The sequence below is a fragment of the Burkholderia sp. Ax-1719 genome (genome assembly GCF_011753055.1).
In the GTDB taxonomy this organism is placed as follows: Bacteria; Pseudomonadota; Gammaproteobacteria; order Burkholderiales; family Burkholderiaceae; genus Paraburkholderia.
Genome location: NZ_VWWJ01000056.1, coordinates 1 through 6,500 on the forward strand (window position 1 = coordinate 1; position 6,500 = coordinate 6,500).

The 6,500-nt window shown below is 66.5% G+C and carries 5 protein-coding genes and 1 pseudogene; 2 read left to right on the forward strand and 4 right to left on the reverse strand.

Going from position 1 to position 6,500, the window contains the following annotated elements; all coding sequences use genetic code 11:
• From F3J17_RS35680 to F3J17_RS35690, 3 genes are all read right to left on the reverse strand, one after another.
• A partial coding sequence (locus F3J17_RS35680) for a xanthine dehydrogenase family protein molybdopterin-binding subunit (RefSeq protein WP_167070505.1) occupies window positions 1-1,565 on the reverse strand: 1,565 nt, incomplete at its 3' end.
• On the reverse strand, window positions 1,562-2,587 hold the full coding sequence (locus tag F3J17_RS35685) for a xanthine dehydrogenase family protein subunit M (RefSeq protein ID WP_167070507.1): 1,026 nt from the start codon (window positions 2,585-2,587) through the stop codon (window positions 1,562-1,564). The genes F3J17_RS35680 and F3J17_RS35685, both read right to left, overlap by 4 nt.
• A 16-nt stretch (window positions 2,588-2,603) precedes the next feature.
• Entirely contained in the window at window positions 2,604-3,329 is a 726-nt protein-coding gene (locus F3J17_RS35690; RefSeq protein ID WP_205195117.1) for a (2Fe-2S)-binding protein, read from the reverse strand.
• Window positions 3,330-3,775: 446 nt separating this feature from the next.
• Between F3J17_RS35690 and F3J17_RS35695 the strand changes: the two genes are divergently transcribed.
• Entirely contained in the window at window positions 3,776-4,441 is a 666-nt protein-coding gene (locus tag F3J17_RS35695) for a glutathione S-transferase (RefSeq protein ID WP_167070510.1), read from the forward strand.
• 81 nt (window positions 4,442-4,522) lie between these two features.
• Here the strand turns inward: F3J17_RS35695 and F3J17_RS35700 are convergent, their stop codons facing one another.
• A complete protein-coding gene (locus F3J17_RS35700; protein WP_027819955.1) occupies window positions 4,523-5,815 on the reverse strand; it encodes an aspartate carbamoyltransferase in 1,293 nt (430 codons plus the stop codon).
• Window positions 5,816-6,109: 294 nt separating this feature from the next.
• Between F3J17_RS35700 and F3J17_RS35705 the strand changes: the two are divergent.
• Window positions 6,110-6,500 (forward strand): annotated as a pseudogene (locus F3J17_RS35705) (M23 family peptidase); the annotation flags it as partial.

The following is a 6,500-nucleotide window of genomic DNA, read 5'->3' on the forward strand; positions in this document are numbered from 1 at the left end:
GCCTCGCCCTCCGCCGCCTGCACGGCGGGCGAGACGCGCGCGGCCGACTGCGAGCCGCCCGAGCCCGGCGCGCGCGGCAAGCTCGAATCGCCCAGCGCGAAGTGAATGCGCTCGGGCGGAAAGCCAAGCGCGTCGGCGGCCACCTGGGTCATCACCGTGTAGGTGCCGGTGCCGATATCCTGGGTGCCCGAGGCGACCATCGCCGAGCCGTCGGGCAGGATGCGCGCGAGCGCGGCGGCTTCGCTGCGGTTGGCCGGATAGGTCGCGCCCGCCATGCCCAGGCCGATCAGCGTGTTGCCCTGGCGCATCGCGCGCGGCGCGTTCGCCCGGCGCGACCAGCCAAAGCGCTCCGCGCCCGCCGTATAGCATTCGCGCAGCGCCTTCGACGACCAGGGCTTGTTTTCCTGCGGCTCGACTTCGGCGTAATTCTTCAGACGCAGCGCGATCGGGTCCATCTTCAACTGCCACGCGAGTTCGTCGAGCGCCGATTCGAGCGCGAACGATCCCGTCGTCTCGCCCGGCGCGCGCGTAAAAGTCGGCGTGCCGACGTTGAGCGGCACGACGCGATGACTCGTGCTCAGGTTCGGTGTGGCGTACATCATGCGCGTGACGAGGCCGGACATCTCTGTCCAGTCCTCGAAGGTCGAGGTGTGCGAGAACGTGTCGTGGCGGATCGCCGTGAGCGTGCCATCGCGGCGCGCGGACAGTGAAAAATGCTGTTCCGTGCGCGGGCGCGAGCCGACCGGGCCGAACATCTGCGGACGCGCCAGCGCAAGACGCACCGGGCGGCCGGTCTGCTTCGCGGCCATCGCGCACAGGCTCACATGCGACCAAGACGAACCCTTGCAGCCAAAGCCACCGCCGATGAAAGGCGAGATCACGCGCACGTTGTCGGCGGGAATGCCGAACACGGCCGCCACGGCGGTGCGCGCGCCCGACACGCCCTGAGTCGAGTCGTAGAGCGTGAGTTCGGGACCGTCCCAACGCGCCATGCTGGCGTGCGGCTCCATCGGATTGTGGAACTGGATCGGCGTGGTGTAGACGGCGTCGATGCGCACCGCGCCTTCGCGCAAACCCGCTTCGACGTCGCCGCGCTGCGAATCGATGGGCCTGCCCGGCTGCCCCGGTGGCGTATGCGCCTGCATTTTCGCCTGCGCGAAATCGAGCGTGGACGGCGTGGCCGCATAGGTCACGCTGACGTGCTGCGCGGCATCGATAGCGTGTTCGAGCGTATCCGCCACCACGACCGCGACCGGTTCGTTGCTGTAGCGCACGACGTTGTCCTGCAGCAGCGTGATGTGTCGCCCAGCGGGCGGCGCGAGCGGCGTGTGGCCGCCGTTGGGCAGACGCATGGCGTTCTGCCAGGTCATCACCAGCAGCACGCCGGGCAGCGCCTGCGCGCGGCGCGTGTCGATGGACGCGATGGTGCCGCTCGACACCGTGCTCGTCACCAGCACCGCGTGCGCGAGGCGCGCTTCGGGGAAATCCGCCGCATAGCTCGCGCCGCCCGTCACCTTGAGCATGCCGTCGATACGATCGAGCGGCTGTCCGATCAGTTGGCTCATGCGAGGCCTCCATCGGCGTTATCTGCGAAGTTTTCCGTGCCGCCTGCGGCTTGCAGCGCCGCCCGCACGATCGCGCGCTGCGCAAGTTCGACCTTGAACGCGTTGCCGCCGAGCGGTTGCGCGTGCGCCAGTTCAGCGGCGGCTGCGGCGCGCAGCGTGGCCGTATCGACCGTTTGTCCGATCAGACGTTGTTCCGCCAGGCTCGCGCGCCACGGCTTGTGCGCGACGCCGCCCAGTGCGATGCGCGCAGCACGTACGCGGCGTCCGTCGAGTTGCAGTGCAGCCGCAACCGAGACCAGCGCGAACGCATAGCTCTGGCGATCGCGCAGCTTGAGGTAGTGCGCATGATCCGCAAAGGCTGGCGGCGGCAGATCGACCGAGGTGATCAGTTCGCCGCGCGCGAGCGTGGTGTCCAGATCGGGTCGGTCGCCTGGCAGACGATGGAACTGCGCAATGGGGATCGCGCGCGCGCCGTTCGGGCTGCGCACCTGCACCGTGGCGTCGAGCGCCGCAAGCGCCACGCTCATATCGGAGGGATTCACCGCCACGCATTGCGCGCTCGCGCCGAGGATCGCGTGCATGCGGTTGAAGCCCTCGCGCGCCGCGCAGCCGCTGCCAGGCGTGCGCTTGTTGCATTGCGTGAAGGCGGTGTCGTAGAAGTAGCCGCAGCGCGTGCGCTGCATCAGGTTGCCGCCCACGGTCGCCATGTTGCGCAGCTGCGGCGACGCGCCCGCGAGCAAGGCCTGCGAGAGCAGGGGATAGCGCGTGCGCACGAGCGAGTGGTTGGCGGCGTCGCTGTTGCGCACGAGCGCGCCGATGCGCAGGCCGCCGTCTGGCAGCGTCTCGATGCCGTCGAGCGCGGCGATGTGCGTGATATCGACGAGCCTGAGCGGATGCGCGAGGCCGCCTTTCATGAGATCGAGCAGATTGGTGCCGCCGCCGATGAAGGCGGCGCCGGGCTGCTGGGCGGCGGCGAGGGCGGTGTCGATATCGGCGGCGCGCTGGTAGGCGAGTGCGTCCATGTGGTGGCCTCCGCGCTCAGACGCTGGCCGAGTGCGCGTCGCGCACGGCGGCCACGATATTCGCGTAGGCGCCGCAGCGGCAGATATTGCCGCTCATGCGCTCGCGTATTTCCGCATCGCTTAACTCCGGCGGGCGTGCGCGCACGTCGGCGGTGGCCGCGCTGGCCGTGCCTGCCGCGAATTCGGTGAGGCAGGCCGTGGCCGAACACAACTGGCCGGGTGTGCAGAAGCCGCACTGCAAGGCGTCGCGTTCGATGAAGGCGCGCTGGATCGTGCTGGGTGCGCTCGCGCTGGCGAGGCCTTCGACGGTGGTGATGCGCTGGCCTTCGTGCATCACGGCGAGCGTGAGGCAGGCGTTGATGCGGCGGCCTTCGACCAGCACCGTGCACGCGCCGCACTGGCCGCGGTCGCAGCCTTTCTTCGTGCCGGTGAGTCCTGCGTAGTCGCGCAGGGCGTCGAGCAGCGTTACGCGCGGTTCGATATGGAGGGCGTATTCGCGGCCGTTGATGTTCAGGCGCACGGGCTGGGCCGGAACGGGCGGCGGCGTGGGGGTATCGGCGGTGGGTGTGGGTTCGGGGGCGTTCTGCGCGCGCAGATGCGGTGCGGCGCCGAGTGCGGCCGCCGCTGCCGCCGACTGGAGAAAGCGACGGCGCGAAGGCTCGGTTGGTTCGGAGGACGCGTCGGCGTGCGCGTCGTGACGTGCATCGTGCGGATCGTGCGGATCATGCGGAGTAGAGGACATGGCGTTCGCAGGCTCCATCTGGGGATGGGATGGCGATGATTTCGCATGCGCACGCCTATGACGCGATGCCGCGTGAGCCGTCGTCGCGCAGCGTGCGGAACTCGATTTGCAGCGTAGTGATAGAGCAATTCCGATGCCGCGAGATTGCGTGCGATCACGTCGCGACAGAGTTGCACGTTGCGCGCGCCGTGCGCGAAAGTAAAGCGTTTGGCGGGCGTTGCGAGCGAAACTTTCGTGACAGCGCGGCTTCTGGCGCAGGGCTGTCGATTGCCTGACGCGCGGCGGTCAACAAGCTGGCGAAGCCGACAGATTGCGTTGCCCGCCTGGAGCGCGCGTCTTTACGCCGTGCGAAATAGAGGCCCGCTTCGGATGCCTTGTTTTGGCGCGCGACCGACGTTCTGCACACCCTACAATGCTTGCAGTCCAGGCAACCGGGAGGAGACCCCATGCTGACGGTTCACCACCTCGACAACTCGCGCTCGCAACGTGTCCTCTGGATGCTTGAAGAGCTGGGCGTCGACTACGAGATCGTGGAGTACAGACGCAACAAGGAGACCATGCTCGCGCCGCCCGCGCTGCGCGCCGTGCATCCGCTCGGCAAATCGCCGGTCGTGACGGATGGCGATTTCACGCTCGCGGAATCAGGGGCGATCCTCGAATATCTGGTCGAGCGTTACGGCAACGGCCGCTTCGTGCCGCCACGCGATACGCCCGAGTATCTGCGCTACCGGTACTGGATGCATTACGCCGAAGGCTCGGCGATGCCGCCGCTGCTGCTCAAGCTGGTCGCAAGCCGGATCGCCAACGCGAAAGTGCCGTTTTTCGTGAAGCCGATCACGCGCAAGATTGCCGGGTCGCTCGAAAGCGAGTTCGTCGATCCGCAGCTCAAACTGCATTTCGGCTATATCGCCAGCGAACTCGAAGCAACGGGCTGGTTCGCGGGTAACGACTTCACAGCCGCCGATGTGCAGATGAGCTTTCCCGTCGAAGCCGGCGCGAAGCGTGCGGGTGCAGAATCGCATCCCTCGATTCGCGCGTTTATCGATCGTATTCACGCGCGGCCTGCGTATCAGCGTGCGCTCAAGCGCGGCGGCGAATTCACGCTGTTTTGATTCGATAAGGATGGCGAATTAATTGATGCGAAAAAAATGCCGGGAAATTCCCGGCATTTTTTGTTTGACGCGCCTGGCGTATCAGTCGATGCCGTGGAACACGGCGTCGTCCGGACCGAGGTAAGCAGGCGGACGCCATGCGGCGTCGCGCATCGAATGTTGCACCAGGTTTTCCACGCCCAGCAGCACCGCGAAGATCGCCATGCGCACCGGAATGCCGTTGTCGGTCTGGCGGAAGATCGCCAGGCGCGGATCGTGGTTGAGGTCGGTCGACAGATCGTTCGCACCCGGGCGGCTATCGCGCGGCAGCGGGTGCATCACGAGCGTTTCCGGGCTGCAGCATTCGTCGAGCAGCGCCTGGTTGATCTGGAAGTCGGGCGTGTAGCCTTCGAACGATTCGTCGGTGAAGCGCTCTTTCTGGATGCGCGTGGCGTAGACCACGTCCGCGCCGCGCAGGCCCTGACGCAGATCCGTCGTTTGCTCGACGACATGGCCGTTGGTCGAGATCAGATCGACGATATACGTCGGCATTTCGAGCATCGGCGGCGAGATCAGCGTGAACTTGATGCCGCGATAGAGCGCGAGCAGCTTCACGAGCGAGTGCACCGTGCGGCCGTACTTCAGGTCGCCCACCAGCGCGATATGCGCGCCGTCGACGATCTTGCCCAGACGCGAGAACTCGCGCTGGATCGTGTAGAGATCGAGCAGCGCCTGGCTCGGGTGCTCGCCGGGGCCGTCGCCGCCATTGATGACGGGGATGTTCACGGCGCGTGCGAACTCGGCCACCGAACCTTGTTCAGGATGCCGAATCACCATTGCATCCACGTAACCGGCCATCACGCGGCTGGTGTCGTAGATCGATTCGCCCTTGGCCATCGACGAGAACGTGAAGCCGGTGGTGTCGCACACCGAGCCGCCCAGACGGCAGAACGCCGCGCCGAAACTCACGCGGGTCCGCGTGCTGGCTTCGAAGAACAGGTTGCCGAGCACCGCGCCTTCGAGCACGCGCGAGATTTTCCGTCGGCGCGCGATGGGCTGCATGATGTCGGCCACGCGGAACAGGGCTTCCACCGAGTCGCGCGAGAACTGATTGGTCGACAGCAGTTGCGGACGGCCTTCGAACTGGATCTGGCTGATCAGCGAATGCGAATCTACGCTTTGCGTATAGCCTTCGCGCGGCTCAACATTGCCGACGATCTCCGAGACGAAGCGCTCGACGATCTCGGGCATGGCACGCGATTCCTGCGATTCTTCCGGCAGCAGCCAGGTGTCGAGCGCCCGGCGCGAGACGCCGATACGACTCGCGAAGGCGTCGCGGGTCATGTTCAGACGCCGCATGGCGTCACGAAGGAAGGCTTGTTGCGGAACGCTCATGCTGGCACCCGTGATAGCTGGTTGATATACGCGGTGCGTATATTAGTTCGGTGGCGCGAGAAGTCAAGCGGTTTTGCATGTCCGCGCGGCAAGGCAGCGTTTCGGCCGTGTCGATTCCCCTGTTCAGGCTAGACGTTTTATCGGGATGGCGATTTTTCAGACGCCGCGATAATCGCCGTTTTGATTTTTGACGGGCCGCTCTGGCGGCCGTTGCAGCCTGATGTACGCCCTGTTCTGCACCCTGTTCTCTTGCGCCTCGCTCGTGCGCACAAAACGCCGTCGCCGGGACCGGTCATGAAAATGCCCTGGACCAGTTCGGTCGATGAACTTTCGAGCGGCGATACCCGTTTCGTCACGCATCGCGCCGCGCGCCGCACGGCCATCTGCACCGCCTGCGCGGTCGGCGTCGCCGCGCTCGCGGGCGGCGTCGCCATCGGCCGCTACAGCAGCGTCGTGGATGTGCCCACCGGCCCCGGTCCCGAGGGCGTGGCCACGCATCATTACGTCGTGGGCGAGATCGGACGGATGAGCGCGTCGATTTCCTTGCTCGATCCGCGCATCGCGCGTCTATCCGCACAGATCGCCGAATTGCGCGAGTTCGACCAGCGGCTGCGCGCGCAACCGCAGCGAGGCGGCGCGGCCGCGCCCGCCGCGCCGACCACGCGTTCGGGCGATGACGACGAAG